The organism is Sphingobacterium sp. MYb382 (assembly GCF_037572665.1).
Lineage (GTDB): Bacteria > Bacteroidota > Bacteroidia > Sphingobacteriales > Sphingobacteriaceae > Sphingobacterium.
Map to the genome: position 1 here is coordinate 676,084 of NZ_JBBGZT010000028.1, position 16,249 is coordinate 692,332.

Annotated in this window: 19 protein-coding genes and 1 tRNA gene; 11 read left to right on the forward strand and 9 right to left on the reverse strand. The window is 37.7% G+C overall.

Features of this window, described 5'->3' with window-relative positions; genetic code table 11:
- Positions 1 to 70: 70 nt before the first annotated feature.
- The 4 genes from dapA to WH223_RS17495 form a co-directional block, all read right to left on the reverse strand.
- Positions 71 to 952, reverse strand: a complete 882-nt coding sequence (dapA, locus tag WH223_RS17480) for a 4-hydroxy-tetrahydrodipicolinate synthase (protein WP_340049203.1) — start codon at positions 950 to 952, stop codon at positions 71 to 73.
- Between the two features lie 22 nt (positions 953 to 974).
- A complete protein-coding gene (ligA, locus tag WH223_RS17485) occupies positions 975 to 2,999 on the reverse strand; it encodes an NAD-dependent DNA ligase LigA (RefSeq protein ID WP_340049133.1) in 2,025 nt (674 codons plus the stop codon).
- 124 nt (positions 3,000 to 3,123) lie between these two features.
- Complete coding sequence (locus WH223_RS17490) at positions 3,124 to 4,155, reverse strand: glycosyltransferase family 2 protein (protein WP_340049134.1); 1,032 nt, start codon at positions 4,153 to 4,155, stop codon at positions 3,124 to 3,126.
- Positions 4,152 to 5,018, reverse strand: a complete 867-nt coding sequence (locus WH223_RS17495) for a lysophospholipid acyltransferase family protein (protein ID WP_340049135.1) — start codon at positions 5,016 to 5,018, stop codon at positions 4,152 to 4,154. The genes WH223_RS17490 and WH223_RS17495 overlap by 4 nt, the downstream gene beginning before the upstream one ends.
- A gap of 75 nt (positions 5,019 to 5,093) precedes the next feature.
- Here WH223_RS17495 and WH223_RS17500 point away from each other — a divergent pair, with 75 nt between their 5' ends.
- Entirely contained in the window at positions 5,094 to 5,702 is a 609-nt protein-coding gene (locus WH223_RS17500) for a WbqC family protein (RefSeq protein ID WP_340049136.1), read from the forward strand.
- A 72-nt stretch (positions 5,703 to 5,774) separates the two neighbouring features.
- Here WH223_RS17500 and WH223_RS17505 read toward each other — a convergent pair whose 3' ends face one another.
- The gene (locus WH223_RS17505; RefSeq protein ID WP_340049137.1) at positions 5,775 to 6,623 is read right to left on the reverse strand and encodes an alpha/beta fold hydrolase; all 849 of its coding nucleotides are present in this window, start codon (positions 6,621 to 6,623) and stop codon (positions 5,775 to 5,777) included.
- A gap of 167 nt (positions 6,624 to 6,790) precedes the next feature.
- Here WH223_RS17505 and WH223_RS17510 point away from each other — a divergent pair.
- Positions 6,791 to 6,864, forward strand: a tRNA-Arg gene (locus tag WH223_RS17510).
- A 144-nt stretch (positions 6,865 to 7,008) separates the two neighbouring features.
- On the opposite strand, the gene WH223_RS17515 is transcribed toward WH223_RS17510, so the two are convergent.
- Genes WH223_RS17515 through WH223_RS17525 form a run of 3 tightly spaced genes read right to left on the reverse strand, consistent with a single transcriptional unit; the run spans position 7,009 to position 8,537 of the window.
- Entirely contained in the window at positions 7,009 to 7,992 is a 984-nt protein-coding gene (locus WH223_RS17515) for an ISAon1 family transposase (RefSeq protein WP_340049138.1), read from the reverse strand.
- Positions 7,985 to 8,338 carry an ISAon1 family transposase N-terminal region protein gene (locus WH223_RS17520; RefSeq protein ID WP_340046147.1) on the reverse strand — a complete coding sequence of 118 codons (354 nt, stop codon included), beginning with the start codon at positions 8,336 to 8,338 and terminating at the stop codon, positions 7,985 to 7,987. Before WH223_RS17520 ends, WH223_RS17515 begins: the two co-directional genes overlap by 8 nt.
- 40 nt (positions 8,339 to 8,378) lie before the next feature.
- A complete protein-coding gene (locus WH223_RS17525; protein WP_340049139.1) occupies positions 8,379 to 8,537 on the reverse strand; it encodes a hypothetical protein in 159 nt (52 codons plus the stop codon).
- 317 nt (positions 8,538 to 8,854) lie between these two features.
- On the opposite strand from WH223_RS17525, the gene WH223_RS17530 reads away from it, so the two are divergent.
- Together WH223_RS17530 and WH223_RS17535 are read left to right on the forward strand one after the other, a co-directional pair.
- Entirely contained in the window at positions 8,855 to 9,124 is a 270-nt protein-coding gene (locus tag WH223_RS17530; RefSeq protein ID WP_340049140.1) for a hypothetical protein, read from the forward strand.
- Between the two features lie 31 nt (positions 9,125 to 9,155).
- Positions 9,156 to 9,677, forward strand: coding sequence for a hypothetical protein (locus tag WH223_RS17535; protein ID WP_340049141.1), 522 nt, complete (start codon positions 9,156 to 9,158; stop codon positions 9,675 to 9,677).
- 109 nt (positions 9,678 to 9,786) lie between these two features.
- On the opposite strand, the gene WH223_RS17540 is transcribed toward WH223_RS17535, so the two are convergent.
- On the reverse strand, positions 9,787 to 10,419 hold the full coding sequence (locus tag WH223_RS17540) for a 4'-phosphopantetheinyl transferase family protein (RefSeq protein WP_340049142.1): 633 nt from the start codon (positions 10,417 to 10,419) through the stop codon (positions 9,787 to 9,789).
- Positions 10,420 to 11,116: 697 nt separating this feature from the next.
- Between WH223_RS17540 and WH223_RS17545 the strand changes: the two genes are divergently transcribed.
- The 7 genes from WH223_RS17545 to WH223_RS17575 all read left to right on the forward strand — a co-directional run bounded on the left by WH223_RS17545 (position 11,117) and on the right by WH223_RS17575 (position 16,191).
- Positions 11,117 to 12,832 (forward strand): thiamine pyrophosphate-dependent enzyme, encoded by a 1,716-nt coding sequence (locus WH223_RS17545; RefSeq protein WP_340049143.1) that lies wholly within the window; start codon positions 11,117 to 11,119, stop codon positions 12,830 to 12,832.
- Positions 12,833 to 12,846: 14 nt separating this feature from the next.
- Positions 12,847 to 13,335: an MEKHLA domain-containing protein gene (locus tag WH223_RS17550; protein ID WP_340049144.1), complete on the forward strand. Its 489-nt coding sequence runs from the start codon at positions 12,847 to 12,849 to the stop codon at positions 13,333 to 13,335.
- 428 nt (positions 13,336 to 13,763) lie between these two features.
- Complete coding sequence (locus WH223_RS17555; protein WP_340049145.1) at positions 13,764 to 13,922, forward strand: hypothetical protein; 159 nt, start codon at positions 13,764 to 13,766, stop codon at positions 13,920 to 13,922.
- Between the two features lie 18 nt (positions 13,923 to 13,940).
- Positions 13,941 to 14,309 carry a hypothetical protein gene (locus WH223_RS17560; RefSeq protein WP_340049146.1) on the forward strand — a complete coding sequence of 123 codons (369 nt, stop codon included), beginning with the start codon at positions 13,941 to 13,943 and terminating at the stop codon, positions 14,307 to 14,309.
- A 91-nt stretch (positions 14,310 to 14,400) separates the two neighbouring features.
- On the forward strand, positions 14,401 to 14,760 hold the full coding sequence (locus WH223_RS17565) for a hypothetical protein (RefSeq protein ID WP_340049147.1): 360 nt from the start codon (positions 14,401 to 14,403) through the stop codon (positions 14,758 to 14,760).
- Between the two features lie 256 nt (positions 14,761 to 15,016).
- Positions 15,017 to 15,223, forward strand: a complete 207-nt coding sequence (locus tag WH223_RS17570; RefSeq protein WP_340049148.1) for a hypothetical protein — start codon at positions 15,017 to 15,019, stop codon at positions 15,221 to 15,223.
- Between the two features lie 254 nt (positions 15,224 to 15,477).
- The gene (locus WH223_RS17575) at positions 15,478 to 16,191 is read left to right on the forward strand and encodes a hypothetical protein (protein ID WP_340049149.1); all 714 of its coding nucleotides are present in this window, start codon (positions 15,478 to 15,480) and stop codon (positions 16,189 to 16,191) included.
- Positions 16,192 to 16,249 lie beyond the last annotated feature (58 nt).

Genomic DNA, 16,249 nt, shown 5'->3' on the forward strand with positions numbered 1-16,249 from the left:
TCACATAGTAAAGGCGGTCTATATAGACCGCCTTTACTATGTGATATCATGCTAGAACCGAAGTTGCGGCTTAGCCAATTAGGGCAATTTCTGCTTTTATAGCATCTTGGGTTGCCTTACCTACAGGAAGTAAAGGTAAACGTAAGCTATCATGAGCGATAACGCCTTTTTCTTGAAGAATATATTTTACACCACAAGGGTTCGCTTCGATGAAGCAAAGATCTGTGATACGTAGTAATTTATTATGAATAGGGCGAGCCGTAGCATAGTCGTCTTGCGCACAGTATTTCGTCAATGCTGTAACTTCAGCAGGGTAGGCGTTGCCCACTACAGAGATAATGCCGACAGCACCCAAAGCCATCATCGGAAGTGTTGCTGGATCATCACCCGAAATCAATAAAAAGTCGGCAGGCTTATCACGCATAATTTCGTTGAACTGAGCGAAGCTTCCTGATGCTTCTTTCGTTGCTACGATATTGTCGAAGTCTTTAGCCAAGCGCACTGTTGTAGCCGGAGATAGGTTGCTACCTGTTCTTCCGGGTACATTGTACAAAATAATAGGAAGCTTGCTGGCTAAGGCAATAGCTTTATAGTGCTGGTAAATACCCTCTTGTGTAGGCTTATTGTAGTAAGGTGATACCGACAAAATAGCGCAGTAACCTTGAATATCAAATTCGGCTACTTGGTTGGCAATTTCGTAAGTATTATTTCCGCCAATACCCGCAACCAAAGGGATGCGTCCATTCACTTTTTCCGAGGTAAACGTCCAGATTTGCTTTCGCTCCTCAGCCGTAAGGGTTGCCGTTTCGCCAGTAGTGCCTAAAACGACTAAATAATCAATCCCTCCATCGATTTGAAAATCGATTAGTTTTGCTAAGGATTCGAAATCTACGGTTCCGTCTGTGTTGAAAGGAGTAACTAATGCTACACCTGCTCCTCGAAGCTCATTCATGTTTGTTGTATTTACGATAAATTTAATTTGTTTCATTAATCAGTGCTAGTAGTTCTTGATCCGTTAGGATAGGAACTTGTAGCTTTTCGGCCTTCGCCAATTTTGAAGGACCCATTTTGTCGCCCGCTACTAGGTAGCTCAGCTTAGCGGAGATCGATGATACCATCTTCCCGCCATGCGACTCGATAAGTGCGGCCAATTGTTCGCGTGAGAAGTCAGCGAAAACACCCGATATTAAGAATGTTTTGCCGGCAAGGCTATTACCCGCAAGGATAACTTCTTTCTCCTCAATTTGGAAGTTCAATCCAGCAGCTCTTAGGCGTGCTAATTCTTCCATATGCTCTAGTTGGTGTAGGTAGTTGTATACACTCTCAGCGATACGCTCACCAATATCAGCTACCTCAGCCATATCTTGTAGGCTTGCGGATGCCATCGCATCAATATTTTTGAAATGTTGTGCTAATTTTTTCGCTATCGTCTCACCAACATGACGAATGCCCAGACCAAAGAGTACCTTTTCAAAAGGTTGTTCCTTTGACTGTTCAATTCCTGCTAGCATATTTTCTATGGATTTCTCTCCGAAGCGCTCTATTTGTTTAAGCTCATCACGATGTTCTTTCAATCCATAGATGTCCGATATTTTGCGCAACAAGCCTAGGCCGTAGAACGTTTCCATCGTCTCATTACCCATTCCTTGGATGTCCATCATTTTGCGGCCAATGAAGTGCTGTAATTTACCTACAATTTGCGGTCTACATCCATCTTCATTTGGACAGTAATGAACGGCTTCACCTTCTTGGCGAACCAGCAACGTGTCACATTCTGGGCAGTGGGTAGGGTAGTGAATCGGCACCGCATTCGGCAGACGCTTACTACTATTTACCTCGATAATCTTAGGGATGATCTCACCACCTTTTTCGACATAAACGGTATCTCCTTCATGAAGGTCTAAGCGTTCTATTTCGTTGGCATTATGTAGGGAAGCACGTTTTACCGTTGTTCCTGCTAATAAAACAGGTTTTAGGTTGGCCACAGGAGTTACTGCTCCCGTTCTTCCTACCTGATAGCTTACATGTTTTAATAGCGTTTCTACACGCTCTGCCTTAAACTTATAGGAGATTGCCCAACGTGGAGATTTGGCGGTAAAGCCGAGCTCTTCCTGCTGTGCATAATCATTTACTTTGATAACAATACCATCAATATCGTACGAAAGCTGATGTCTTGCGGTATCCCAATAGGAGATAAAGTTCCATACCTCGTCAATGCTTGACGCTAGTTTGCTATGTTCAGAAACTTGAAATCCCCAGTTTTTTACTGCCATTAGGCTATCCCAGTGGCTTTCAAAAAGCCTATTGCGGTTTTCTACATATAAGAAGTATAGGAAGCAATCGAGTGGACGTTTAGCCACTTCTTTGGGATCTTGAAGCTTTATCGTGCCCGAGGCAAAGTTGCGCGGGTTCGCATATACTTGTTCATCCTGCTCTTCACGTTGCTTATTTAAGCGCAGAAAAGCAGCATGATGCATGAAAATTTCACCACGTATTTCAAAGCGCTCTGGATAGTCGCTTGCTTTCAATTGATGCGGAATGCTACGAATCGTCTTTACGTTATTCGTTACATCATCGCCCTGTGTGCCATCACCACGGGTAACGGCACGAAGAATTTTACCATTTTCATAGGTAATAGAGATGGAAAGTCCATCAAATTTAAGTTCACAAACATACTGCACCTGATCCCCCACCACTTTGCGAACACGCTCATCAAACTCTCGCAGCTCTGTTTCACTGTAGGTGTTACCTAATGAAAGCATAGGCCACTGGTGGCGTACGGTAGCAAACTTCTGTGTGCTGTCGCCACCAACCTTTAGCGTTGGAGAGTTTGGGTCTTGGTATTCGGGGTATTGCTGCTCTAAACTTTCCAATTCTTTCAGCTTGATATCAAAGTCGTAATCCGAAATAGTGGATTGCGCTAAAACATAATACTGATAGTTGTACGCGTTTAGTTCCTGTGTAAGTTTTTGTATTTTTTCCTGAATAACTGCCGACATAATGGAGCGAAATTACAAAATAAATAGGCCTTTGTTAAATTAAAAACCAATATTTTGCTCAGTTCCGCAAACTCCCGAAGAATATATGTCTGTTTATTTAAACGAATATTCGATAGTATTTTGTTTACTGGAAATTTTCGCCATCTAGTTCGGAGAATTTTCGGATTTTATTCATGTAAAAATCCCAAACTATCGAATTTTTATATAATCCTTTTTTGTTCTCTTTGACAGAAAATGATTTTCGTTTTTTTGCGTTTTTGAAAAAATTCAGGAAGAAATATTGATGTGCACGGCTCACCGCCCAGGCATCTTTAGGTTTTCTTTCTAATAAAAACTTGATCAATGCGGCAAAGTCTAACCATAGTCGTGAAAAAATTACCCAGAAAACCCGAGAGAGGGGAAGGTTTTTCTGTAGCATCATCAGGTTGTTTCTGAAATTTAAATAGGTCTTTTTAGGATTGCTTGTATTGAGTGTGCCACCACCAACATGGTAGACCGTTGATGCTCCAACATAGGCTATGCGGTAGCCCATTCTTTTCAGACGCCAGCAAAGGTCAATCTCTTCCATGTGAGCAAAGAAGTCGGCATCGAAGCCTTGTGCTTCTTTCCACGCCTGTGCTTTTATAAAGAGCGCGGCGCCAGTAGCCCAAAATATCTCTTGGTTATCATTATACTGACCCTTGTCGGTTTCCATTTCATTGAAAAGGCGACCACGGCAGAACGGGTATCCATAGGCATCAATATATCCGCCTGCAGCTCCAGCATGCTCAAATAAGGTTTTGTCGTGGTAAGCACGAATCTTCGGTTGTGCTGCAGCGACTTCCACATGTTCTTCCATATACTGGATGACAGGTTCTATCCAATTTGGGGTGACCTCTACATCAGAGTTTAGCAAAACATAGTAGTCGGCTTCTACAGATTTTAGTACTTCATTATAGCCTCCGGCGAAGCCGAAGTTTTGACTATTTTCAATGATGCGGATGGATGGATAATTTGTTTGGACAAACTCAATAGAGTTATCTGTCGACGCATTATCGCCGATAATAAATTCAATATTTTGATATGTGCTGTTGTATACCGAAGGGAGGAATTTTTCTAGAAAAAAACTACCATTCCAATTCAATATAACCACAGCTACTTTAGGTGTTTGCTTCATTTTCTACGTTTTCTTTTCCAACGACGGTGAGACCAAAGCCAGTATTCTGGCGTTTCGCGAATCATCTTTTCCGTGAAATTATTGTGCAGATGGGTTATTTCGTGCAGACCATATTCATCTGGGTCTTCTACTAACGTCGTGAATTTACAAAAATAATGCCCCCTTTTTTCTTTTCTTCCAATATGGCAATATAAAATAGGCTGTTTTGTGAGGCGTGCGATACGCTCTGTGCCTGTGTAAACCAACGTATCTTGGTTCAAGAACTCCATAAAATAATCGGAATCTTGATAGGTCGGCGTTTGGTCGGCTACAAACATACTGATGTGCGGCTGTCCTCTTAATTTCAGTATATGACGTAAGATTTGCTTCATCGGCACCATCGTAGCGCCAAAGCGGCTTCTCAAGGCATTGTATACCTCATTGAAATCTGTATTGTTTAGCGGCTTGTAGATGATTAATTTCGGGAATTCCGTCATCAATGATAGCCTGTGTATGCCGAGTTCCCAATTTCCGTAATGGGCAGTCACCCCAATTACAGCTTTTCCTTGCTCAAAGTGGCGGTACACCTCTTCCGGATTAAGGAGCTCCACACGCTTAATGACGCTTTCCTTACTGATTGTTTTCATCTTGATGGATTCAACAATTAAGTCGGGAAAGAACTTGTAGAATTTCTTCGCGATTTCTTGACGTTCGCCCTCTGATTTCTCAGGGAATGAATTTTTTAAATTTTCGAATACAACTTTTTTACGATAGCCGACTGCATAGTAGAGTAGGACATACAAAAAGTCGGATAGGAGATACAATACCCAAAAAGGTAGTAAGGATAATATATAGAGTAATGCAGAGATTAGTTTTTGCCTCATGGATACGGTTAAATTCCTCGACGATTGTACAAATATGCTTTATTTAATTACTTTTGTTCAAAAATAGTGAATTCAATGGAATCAAAGCTGCTTTTGCCGGCATTTTATTTAGCCCCAGTATCGTATTTTCATGTTATCAAAGCACATGAGTCTCCGATTTTGATCGAGCAACATGAACATTATCCGAAACAGACTTTTCGTACCCGTACACGTATTGCAACGGCAAATGGTGTGTTAGAGTTGTTTATTCCAATACAACACGGTCGTAAGATGCATGTTCCGTTCAAGGATATACGTATTAGTTATGACCACGATTGGCAACGTCTACATTGGATGAGCCTAGAGGCTGCCTACCGCAGTTCGGCTTATTTCGAGTTTTATGAAGACGATTTTGCACGTTTCTACCAGAATAAGTTTGAATTCTTACTGGATTATCAAGTGGAGCAGCTACAGCTTATGTTGAAATGCTTTAAGCTTGACCGAGAAATTGGCTTGACAGATAGTTATGAAAAAACGGATGCTGAAACTGACTACAGACAAATTATCCATCCGAAGAAGGATAGTGTGTGGGCTAATCCAAAACCGTATTATCAGGTTTTTGAAGAGAAAAATGGTTTTATAGCTGATGTTAGTGCTGTTGACTTACTTTTCAATCAAGGACCACAAAGCAAACTATATTTGTAGCATTACTAGGCTATTTTAAAAGCTCGTTTTTCAAAAACGAGCTTTTTTATTTTATAGACTATCGGTGTTTTTCTACGCTTCTACAACGGATGCTGCAGGAATAGCTGCAAGGAAGTCGTGCAGCAGGCTATTAAAGACCTCTGGCGCTTCCAAATTGGGTAGGTGACCACAGTCATCCATTTCTACGAAACGGCTTCCTGGAATCTCTTTTGCCAAATATTGCATATCTGCCAAACTAACGATACGGTCTTCTTTTCCTCGTATGACTAATGCTGGGCACTTAATCTCGGGAAGGACCACACTGGTATCTGTTCTTGCCGCAAGAGCGAGTAGGGTAGCGCATATACTGTTGATGCTGTTTCTACGTATGCTACTTTTAATTAGGGCTATGGCCTCTGATTCTTTTTGTAGGCTTGCCGGAGCGAATACTTTTTCGACAAAGCCGATGGCAAATGGACGACGTCCGTGGCTTAGCACGGCTTGTATGCTGTCGAAACGCTTTTGTTTGCCTGCATCGTCATCAGCCTTGCTCTGCGTAGCACATAGCACAATACCTGCAATACGCTCCGGAAATAGTTGATAGCAGCGTAAGGCGATATAGCCACCCATGGATAAGCCGCAGATAACGATGTTGTCGAGGTTTAGGTGTTTTACAAATGCTCTTAAATCTTTCGCAAAAACGTCGATAGAGAAAAATCCATGTCCGCTGGTGCTATTCCCATGCCCTCGGATATCTAAAGCGATACCGGTGCAATTATCAGGAAGGGCGCTGAGTTGTTGACGCCACATATTTTTGTTGAAAGGGAAACCATGCAGGAAGATGATGGTTTTTTCAGGTTGCGTTGCTGCTTTTTTGATATGATAAGATAGGCTTACATCACCAATTCTAAGTTTGTTACTCTTAATTAAACGCTCTGCCATCTTTTTATAATTTATTTTGTGAAATTTAATTTATTTTGAATCAGCAATATAGCGATAAAAGTGCGTTTAAACTGCTTTTTTTTGATAAAATAGTTTGCAGAATTGAAAAAAGTAACGATATTTGCATCACCAAAAACAACGAAGGTTGTTTGAAAAAACAAGAAGATGCGCTCATAGCTCAATTGGATAGAGCATTTGACTACGAATCAAAAGGTTAGGGGTTCGACTCCCTTTGAGCGCACAAAAAGCCACCATCAGGTGGCTTTTTTGTTTTAGCCCGATTTCCCCTGATTTTCAGTTTTGTTATGTGAAGGCATTTTCAAAATTGTTGGTGTTCGATAGGCTTCATTTCGGATCAAGTTGAATTCTTGGGGGGCATCTTTTTTTAAGCATACAATTTCATTACGCGGTATAAGAAGAACTTCGTGTCTCTAACACCCCTGAATATTGCTCTGAAAGCTTTCAGCTTAGCATTAAAAGACTCCGCGGCAGCATTTGTACTCCTATTACCAAAGTAGTGAAGGATATTTGGGTGATGTGCAGCAATAGACCTTGCAACACTTTCAAAAGATTCTATCCCTGCATTCTCGGCTTGATGATGCCAAAGCGCGAGTTTGGTTAACGCACCTTCTTTACTCTTGCATTTATTAAAGATATCGCCCAATGCTAGCGCTAAATCATACGCTTTCTTAAGTCTTGGAAAATGTAAGAAAAGAAGCTCTGCACGGTGCTTCTGGCTCTCAGACCACCCAGAAGTGTGTTTAAATAGCAAATATCTTGATCTCGCTAATAATTGCTTAAGCGTATCTCCGTTAGCTAATATCTCTGCAGCATAGTGATTCCCTTCTTTACGCGCCTTGATAATCTTTCGACTTTCATCATCCAAGACCGCCCAACGATATTTAATGCGCAGTTCCTGAACAGCATCATAGGCTAATTTCTGCACATGGAATCTATCTATTACTCGTTTAGCATTACTAAAACATCTGCGAACAGCTTTAGCCATATTAGGAGCCATATCCATCGTGACTTCCTTTACTTTATTTCTTAATCTAAGTGGTATACGCTCTAAAACATGAATAATATCTTCAGACTTAGTTCCTTTTATGGTAGCCAAGATAGTCCCTTTTCTTCCTTTAGCAGCTTTACTACTTACAATCGTATAGAGTTCACCGTTACTGAAGCTCGTTTCGTCAATACTTAACTTTTCTGTTGTATTCTCAGGGAAAATAGTCCAGTATTCTGCATGAGACTTTTGATTCCAATCATGAAAGTCACTAAGATGGTTTTTATAGTGCTCCTGGAGCTGTTTTCCATCTAACTGGAAGAAAAGACCTAATAGATGAGCACTAATGGGATAATTATCCAAATATCCCCTTTAAAAAAAGCCCGAACTCTGTAGTCATTCGAGCCCCTTCACGCACCAAGTTCCAATCTCTAGTAATGATTTTTCCATCAGCTAGAACTGTCCAACGTCGGCGTTTAATATGAAGTGTAACTTTCTGAGTGCGAATAGGAAAATCCTTAATTTCAGCGGATGGCATAAAACCTTTTGATTCTAATTTAGCATTTTCATAACCTGAAGGGGCTATGTTCTTTTCATCGAGATAAATATGAAGTTCGTTGTCTTTTGAGACAACATCCATGATATCAAAATATTCTAATAGCCCTTCGGGCATCAATAAAGTCAGAAGTTTACGTTCAGCGTCTTGCAAAGTATAGCTATTTAAAACGCTAAACTAACAATAATTAAATTTACCCCCCAAGAATTCCGTATGATCCTTCATTTCGATAGTACAGATTATTCTCGTACACAATTTTGATGAATTCTTGCTTCTGTAAGGTGTCCGCTTCTTCAAATACTTTTCCTGAATTTTTTAAGTAAACTAGCTCTTGTGATAGAAGTCTGTTCATAATTTTTATGAGGTCTGAAATAAAATAGTATTGACAGATAAAGTTTTACTAAGATTTTGTCTGGCAATACAAAAGTTTAAAGTGAATTGAAAATTAGTTTTTCCATAAATAAGCTTGAACTTTTGAAGAAGGAATTACTTTAATAACTCGACGGAGTTTAAAAATACCTCGCCATTTTTGGTAACGGATTTATAAGGTGTAAGAACTGAAAGTACATACATTTTGCTGCCAATCAAAATCATTTGAATAGATAACTGGTTTTTACTTATCCCGGTTATGTAAACATTGAGTTTGAACAAGCAGTGTTTAAAGATATTATGAATGGGTATGCTACGGCTTTAGGAGCTTCGTCGAATAGTACTATTAAAGATAATTATTCAGATTGGATTGTTGCTTTAACTCAAGGCGGAACAAGTTATCCTAATGTATCAGCGATTTCTAATTTCGAAAATAACTACTTCAGTTTTCTAGCAGAATTTAATGCCAGTGACCCTAACTATGGAAACGGAACAGTCCTTACTAATCTGAAACAGGAAGCGTTAAAAGCTATATTCAACAGTTTGGTTAAAGAAAATTGTGGAATGTAACATATTTAAGCGTCTTTTAATTAAAAATATTATGAAAAAGTTTTTTTTGACATCTGTTATTTTATTTTCGATGTCTATTATTTTGTTTGGGCAGAATAAATTTATCTCTGGTAATATGAGGATAGAGAGCAATATGTATGAAGTTAGAGTCAGCGATATGTCCCCAATTATAGGGATATCTAATCTTTCAAAAAATGTTAAAAACATCCCTCAACCTGTATATAAATCGGAATATGACCCTCTTCCTATTCGTGAGCGGGATGTGCGAGTAGATACAACTTTAGCAAGGACTTTGATAATTGAAATTTTAAAAAATAAACTTCCAGCATTAAAAGTAAATAAAGATTTTATTATGGTGAGTTATATTTTCTATCCGGATGGCAGAATAATGAACATAGATTATATTTTGCCTCTACGCACTATAATAACACCAAAAGAGTTGGATAAGATAGATCAATCCTTACGAAAAAAAATTAAAGTACATCTTACAGGTAATGAATATAAGGCTTTTCCAGCAATACATTACAATGCACAGAAGAGAATATATTTTTAGAATGTAGTTTTCGGTTAATATACTCAAAATAAGGTTATTTATGAAAATAGCCTAATCTGGATTATTTTTTACTAGATTCCGGCAGAAGTTATTCTGTCGGAATTTTATTTTAAATTACTATATGGTATAATTTGATAGCTGAAGCTGCATTATTGTAAGCGATATGTAATTTGCAGTCATCAAATAAATTAAGTTGCCGAAGTTGCCACTGTTTATGTTTCAACTTGCCTGCTTTGTTTTGCAATTTGACATCTGCTAAGTTGAGATGCAATCCTCTTCCATCTGCTTTGATAATCGCCTCCTTGGCTGTCCAGTAGTCAAAAAAAAGGCTCTGTGGATCCGAAGCATTTTGTATGATTGTCCATTCATCTTTGTGGAAATAATTTTGGAAGTCTGTCAAATTAATAGGTTTGATTTCTTCTATATCTATACCCAGCCTATTATTTTCCGAAATAGCCACTGCAATATATGAACCTGTATGTGTGATGTTAAAGTCAAGCTCTTGCTTCAAATGGGGTCTACCCCAGTGGTCAGCCTTTATTTCGAAGTTAAAATTGTTTCCTATTAAGCTTTTTAAACCTTCCCATAATAACACTTTGCCAACGAGAGATGCGGATCTATAATGCCGATTTTTTATAGACAAAATCTTCCTTTGTTCATTTTTAGGGAACGAGCTGAGCAAGTCAACAAATTTAGTGTCTGTTAAAGGTAATGGTAGCGCTGTATAATAAATCGCGATCATTTTTGTTTATAATGCTGTTTAGAAAAAAAATGTCTATTTAAAGGTAATCAATTGTTGTTGATTCTTGGTTTTGAATATTAGTGTTTTATGCACATGTGTGGGCGAACCTTGTTTTAATTCAATCGGAATACGGAGTAAAGCATTGTAAAAACGATTTTTTAAGTAGTCACAATCTCAGCCCATCCAAAAACAGTAATAAGGGATATAATTGTTGGATTTCATCCTGTCTATGCGCACAAAAAGCCACCATCAGGTGGCTTTTTTGTTTTAGCCCGATTTCCCTTGATTTTCAATTTTTTATGTGAAAGTATTTTCAAAATTGTTGGTGTTCGATAGGCTCCATTTTTAGAGTACAGATTATTATCGAACACAATTTTGATGAATTCTTACTTCTGTAAGGTCTCTGCTTCTTCAAATACTTTCCTTAAATTTTTTAAGTAAACTAGTTCTTGTATTAGTTGATATACTGGGATTTATGTTTTGTTGCGTTGTTCTATTTGTATGTTTGTTTTAAAAAAGTGCGGGGTATTTTTGACGTTTTTGTTGATGCTTTTTATAGTTAAGTGTTTTAGTTTTTACTAAATAGGAAACTTTTTTAACAAAAAGTTATTTTAATACTTGATAGCATCTTATAGGTTTATTCCATTTATACGGAATAAAGTTAGTGAAGCAATAAGCGTTTTAAATATAGCTAATTATGAATAAAGAACTTGTTATAGTTGATCATCCATTGACTCAATTATTATCCCTAATGGGGATTAACTCATATGTGGGAATGACAGGAGGTGGAGTCATTCATCTTCTAAAACACCTTAACCCGATAACAAATATAAATCAACCGAAAGGCTTTTTCACGATGAGCGAATATGCCTCAGGATTTGTTCCTTTAGGTTATTACTTAGCTAGTAAAAAAATCTGTGCGGCCGTTGCAACTACCGGTGCTGCCACTAAATTGTTGACATGCGGACTTAGCGATGCAAAGCTGCACAATATTCCAGCTGTATACATTGTGCCTACCTCAGAAAAGGATAGTTGGGGACTTAATCCGCTACAGGATAGTTCTCCTTATGGTAACAATATTTTAGGACAGCTTTTAGCGGAATTACCTGAATCTACATTTCTACTAGATCGTGACTTTTCACCAACAGAAGATTTGCCAAAGATTTATCGTGCACTAAGTGAGAGACAACCCATCGTGTTTGTATTAACTAAATACACCGAACAGATTAATTTTGACTTTTCTATGTTTCCGCAGATTAATACGCCCTTAATAGATACTGAGATTATTAAAATACATCAGTTTCAATCAATACTGCGTGGTGCCACGTTTGGTAAAAGATTAGTTATTTTAGTAGGCGAAGAGATGAATCAGTATGAAAATGCCAAAGAACTGACAACCTTGTTAAGCGACACTTTGCAAGCTGAAACCATATGGAGTATAAATGGTGCCAATGCCGTAAGCCGAAATAATAAGTATGGATACGGATATGTGCTATTCGGGGGTAATGATAAAGCGGTTGATATTTTCAATAGCTTAGGGAGTAATGACGTACTATTGTTGTTAGGAGCTTGCTCGGATGAATATACAACCAATATGGATAAAATTGCAGCCTCTCACACATTTTATCTCGGTAGTAATACAAATAAATACGGACTGTTTGAAAACTCTAATAGGCATCTTACGGAAGGGAAGTATGACGAAATTCGGGGACATATTCCTACAATATTAAATCATATGATACAGGAAGCTAAGAAAATAGCTTACAGAAATATTCCTGGTAAGCAAGCACCAAAAATGCTCAATAATCAACCTTACCAATCTGCCAGAGCTGGTTATGTGGATATGGTAGCGCTTTATCACAAGCTAGACGAAAGCTGGTTACCTAACTCCATCGCCTTTGACGATGTTTGCCTAGCGTATAAAGACCGTCAATATGTTGTACAGCGACCGAATGATAACATTGAGTTCTATTCGCTCTATCGGGGGTCAGCTATGGGAGGAGCTTTTGGTGCAGCAGTTGGGGCTAAAATGGGAGCGCCCGAGAAACAGGTTTATTGCTTTACGGGGGATGGATGCTTTAGGTTGTTCTGCGGTTCTATGGGCGAAGTTGCCGATTTTGGGATAGTGCTTTTTGTATTAAATAACCAGGTTTTGGGAATCGTAGATCAAGGATTACTGAAGGTATTACCGAACACAGAGGTTTCCAATTACCACGCGAGTCTTCGAGATCTAGATTATAAGAAGATTTCGGAAGGATTTGGATGGGATTATTTATCGCTAGATTCTGACTTGAATAATTTCGCAGAATTGGAACAAGCTATTAGAACTCGTTCTACACGGTCATTGTTGGTAGAAATTCCTGTTGACCCTAAACAAATGCTGGGTAAAAATCAGCGATTAGCTAATCTTTAAAATTTTTATAAATAATGGATTCGAAACTAATTCAATTAATTGATCAAAGTTTGCATAGACTAACCCATTGTAATCTACCAGCTCCCAATAACATACAGGATCGTATTTGTTGGATTAAGCATCAGGCGCCTTATGCTTTACTAGCGCATGATAAAGACGCTGAGCCCAAGTTCATCTTTGCAAATGATACTGCATTGCATACTTTCGGATATAATGAGGTGGAATTTATTGGTATGCCTTCCAAAAATAGCGCTTCCCAAGAGCATCGAGTTGCGCGATCATTAAAGCTTGCTGGTGCTGCATCTGAAAAAATTATTTTCGGTTATCAGGGAGTTCGGGTTAGCAAGAGTGGTGTATCATTTCCAATTTACGGGGGCATTATTTGGAACATACAATATCATGATGGTAGGCCGCTGGGACAGGCGGCGATCTTTTGGCCAGAGGATTGCAAAAGACCAGAATGGTATAATTGCTTGCTGAGCTTAGAGCAAGATCATCCGTAAAATAATGAGGACTTGTATATCTATATTGTTCATTTAATTATTTGTAATAGCAACCCTTCCCGTGTTTTTGTGCCAAGGTTTTTCAGAAAATTCAGACAAAAAAAGCGTCCATAAAACTTAGCAATAATCTTTGAGCAGGTCGACCCACAATCCATTTCATCTAATTGATGTTCTGTAAGGAAAATTTTTAAACATAGGTTATTGTTGATTGAGTTTGTGATTGCAAATTTAACGGAAGAAATTGTATAGATACTAATAAAAGAAACGAAGTTAATTGTCTGTGATAAGTTAATGCCTTAGTAATTAAAATTTAATGTTTCGATAATTATAGTTAAGTTTTTATTTTAATATCTTGGCATAGCTGTATGCAGGGGCACTATTGGAAGTGGTAAGGCACGGAAAAATAATGGATTGTAATGATGGTGGGCATGGAGGATGAAATTGAGGTATACCAATTAATGTATAATCTTGAAGCTGGTGCAAATGGTCAACCAGAAATTGCTACCGAAGAAAGTATTAAAGCTAAAAATTCTGATATATATGATGATCTGCCAGCAAATGGGGGGAAGTTGTCCTATTCATGGTAAAAGTTAATCACAAATAATATGAGAAAAGTACTTTTATTGATTTTATTGTTTGCTACATGCCTCAGTGGGTATTCGCAAAAAATAAAAAAAGACCAAATTATAGAATCTCCCTCGGATAGTTTATTTACATTGTTCGTGAAAGATATATATAAGGCTGTTCAACAGAATGCTGCAAGACAGAAAAAACATGCATTTGTTTCAAATAAATGGCCGAATTATGTGTTTCTATCAGTTGCTCCTATGAATATTTCTCTTGAGAGTCTTAATAAATATAATTTATATGATTTTGAATCCATAAGTATAAAATTTGATCAACCTTGGTCTTTATATGGTGCAGGAGTGCATTTTGGTACCGTAATTTTGTTTCCAAAAAATAAGCTTAAATAGCTTTTTAATTTAAGAATGGTCACTGTGCAATATTCATGGAAATAATTTACTATTGGGTTTTAAGTGGTTTGATATTATTTTAAAAGACGTTATGAAGAAAATGTGGATTAGTGCTTTATTTTGTTCCATAACTTTTTATGGGTTTTCACAAAGTTTTAAAAAAGTTTCTGTTAGAAAATCATCTGATAATGGGCTGTTATTAAGTATGGTTAAAGATGTACAATATGCTGTGCAGCAAAATGAAATGAGGCAACAAAAACAAAACAATAAACAGTTTGTTCCGGTCGAGTCTATTTTTATAGAAGGATTATCTGTATCAATGCCTATTGATAGTTTGTACAAGTATAACCTGAATGATTTCGAATCTATAGATATCAAAATCGCCAAAGATAAGGAGCGAAAAGTCATTATTGTTTTGTGTCCGAAGAAAGCTTTTGTTTTGAATCCCTGAAATAGGTAACTGGAAATTGTTAAAAAAGGGATGAAGCCAGCTTGAAAAAGTAGTTAGCTAAGCAAAAATAGATACCATAGTGCGTAAAAGCAGCAATGGAGGTATTTATGGTATGACTTTTATAGATCATCTGGCTTGCAGTGTTTGGAACGGTTCAAATCTCGGCAAGGAATTTTCCGCTAATGCTTTTAATGATAACTGGAATAACATCGCTAAGTCTCAAACAAGATAAGTAGAATCTGCTCTATCAAGGCCTGTGTATTCAAATCAACTAGAGGATTTTGATGAAGAAAAGACGCATCAGCTATTTGAATTTTTGAATGCAGATTCTCTTTATGATAGGTCTGAAGATAGTCTTATTGATGGATTAGGTGGCACACTTCCTCAAACACAAGGAGAGGATTACCAGGAGATAGATTTTGCGATTCGCATGAAAAGGAAAAAGTATCGTCCAAAACAATAGTTACTAATCTGTTGTTCTATAAGGGAATTTTGTACCTTGTGTTTTTGAATTTTTGAATGCAGATTCTCTTTATGATAGGTCTGAAGATAGTCTTATTGATGGATTAGGTGGCACACTTCCTCAAACACAAGGAGAGGATTACCAGGAGATAGATTTTGCGATTCGCATGAAAAGGAAAAAGTATCGTCCAAAACAATAGTTACTAATCTGTTGTTCTATAAGGGAATTTTGTACCTTGTGTTTTTCAATCCAAAATGTTAGAAAACCTACCTTTATTTGTTTCCATTGTTTTTATACTAGCAACTATATTAACATTACTATTAGTCTTCTGGACAGTTAAAAACTCCACTTCTTTAAAGGTTCGGGGATACGCCTCTGGAATTTTAGTTGCCTTAGTAATATGGTTGATTATTCAAGGTGTCTTGACCCTTAATAATGTTTATAGCGCATTTCCTAATTTTTTTCCGCCCACAATTTTACTATTTGGTATACTGCCCGCTCTTATTACCGTGCTAATTTTGTTTGTAAGCAAAACAGGTCAACGTTTCATGGACAGCCTAATGCTCACAAATCTAACTTGTATTCATCTGGTTCGAATTCCTGTTGAACTTGTATTATACTGGCTCTTTTTAAATAAATTCATACCTGAACTAATGACATTTGAAGGCCGGAATTTTGATATCATTGCTGGTTTGACAGCACCAATCGTTATTTATTTTGGTTTGATTAAATCTGGAGTTAAAACAAAGGTGGTTTTACTATGGAATGTAATATGCCTAGGGCTTTTATTAAACATCGTTGTCAATGCTTTTTTATCCGCCCCATCTCCAGTGCAAAAGTTTGCTTTCGATCAACCCAACATAGCTATTTTGCATTTTCCTTTCAGCTGGTTGCCAACTTTTATTGTTCCAGTTGTTTTGCTTTCTCATCTAATTTCTATTAGAAAACTAATAAACAGCCGTGGCTAAAAAAACACCTCAGGCTTAATTGACCAATTACAACCATTCGCTTCCATTGCCGACCAAA

Excerpts from the sequence above, each read along its gene's own strand:
- WH223_RS17530 (WP_340049140.1), top strand. The coding sequence starts at position 8,855 with ATGAATGGGTATGCTACGGCTTTAGGAGCTTCGTCGAATAGTACTATT.
- WH223_RS17535 (WP_340049141.1), top strand. The coding sequence starts at position 9,156 with ATGAAAAAGTTTTTTTTGACATCTGTTATTTTATTTTCGATGTCTATT.
- WH223_RS17505 (WP_340049137.1), bottom strand. The coding sequence starts at position 6,623 with ATGGCAGAGCGTTTAATTAAGAGTAACAAACTTAGAATTGGTGATGTA.
- WH223_RS17545 (WP_340049143.1), top strand. The coding sequence starts at position 11,117 with ATGAATAAAGAACTTGTTATAGTTGATCATCCATTGACTCAATTATTA.
- ligA (WP_340049133.1), bottom strand. The coding sequence starts at position 2,999 with ATGTCGGCAGTTATTCAGGAAAAAATACAAAAACTTACACAGGAACTA.
- WH223_RS17525 (WP_340049139.1), bottom strand. The coding sequence starts at position 8,537 with ATGAACAGACTTCTATCACAAGAGCTAGTTTACTTAAAAAATTCAGGA.
- dapA (WP_340049203.1), bottom strand. The coding sequence starts at position 952 with ATGAATGAGCTTCGAGGAGCAGGTGTAGCATTAGTTACTCCTTTCAAC.
- WH223_RS17550 (WP_340049144.1), top strand. The coding sequence starts at position 12,847 with ATGGATTCGAAACTAATTCAATTAATTGATCAAAGTTTGCATAGACTA.
- WH223_RS17560 (WP_340049146.1), top strand. The coding sequence starts at position 13,941 with ATGAGAAAAGTACTTTTATTGATTTTATTGTTTGCTACATGCCTCAGT.
- WH223_RS17500 (WP_340049136.1), top strand. The coding sequence starts at position 5,094 with ATGGAATCAAAGCTGCTTTTGCCGGCATTTTATTTAGCCCCAGTATCG.
- WH223_RS17490 (WP_340049134.1), bottom strand. The coding sequence starts at position 4,155 with ATGAAGCAAACACCTAAAGTAGCTGTGGTTATATTGAATTGGAATGGT.
- WH223_RS17575 (WP_340049149.1), top strand. The coding sequence starts at position 15,478 with ATGTTAGAAAACCTACCTTTATTTGTTTCCATTGTTTTTATACTAGCA.
- WH223_RS17565 (WP_340049147.1), top strand. The coding sequence starts at position 14,401 with ATGAAGAAAATGTGGATTAGTGCTTTATTTTGTTCCATAACTTTTTAT.
- WH223_RS17555 (WP_340049145.1), top strand. The coding sequence starts at position 13,764 with ATGGAGGATGAAATTGAGGTATACCAATTAATGTATAATCTTGAAGCT.
- WH223_RS17495 (WP_340049135.1), bottom strand. The coding sequence starts at position 5,018 with ATGAGGCAAAAACTAATCTCTGCATTACTCTATATATTATCCTTACTA.
- WH223_RS17540 (WP_340049142.1), bottom strand. The coding sequence starts at position 10,419 with ATGATCGCGATTTATTATACAGCGCTACCATTACCTTTAACAGACACT.